The organism is Metasolibacillus meyeri (assembly GCF_003049505.1).
In the GTDB taxonomy this organism is placed as follows: domain Bacteria; phylum Bacillota; class Bacilli; order Bacillales_A; family Planococcaceae; genus Metasolibacillus; species Metasolibacillus meyeri.
Genome location: NZ_PYWN01000300.1, coordinates 1 through 346 on the forward strand (window position 1 = coordinate 1; position 346 = coordinate 346).

Genomic DNA, 346 nt, shown 5'->3' on the forward strand with positions numbered 1-346 from the left:
CAAATTAATGGTATTGTGTATATGATTTTCTTTTTAGATGATAGAAGGTTTAGTTTATTTTTAAATATTAAATATAATAAAAATGTGATAATACATAAAGTTCCAAACAACGTTATTGAGAAAAATAATTGATAAAGTATTTTTTGAGTAAATGTTATATCACCTGGAAAACTAGAAGCAGCATAGCTACGGCTCATATTAATATAAAAATGGCTTCCGTATGTCCAAAGATAAGTAATTAAGGTGCATATTAGCAATTCTATAAAAATAATAAAAATCATATTTTTCACTCCATTTTTAGATTATTATACAAAAAATACTATTGTTGTGTTATGGTATAAAAAAA

The 346-nt window shown here is 22.5% G+C and carries 1 protein-coding gene; it reads right to left on the reverse strand.

The window, feature by feature from the left end:
• A partial coding sequence (locus C9J34_RS22590; protein WP_238600762.1) for a hypothetical protein occupies positions 1-281 on the reverse strand: 281 nt, incomplete at its 3' end.
• Positions 282-346 lie beyond the last annotated feature (65 nt).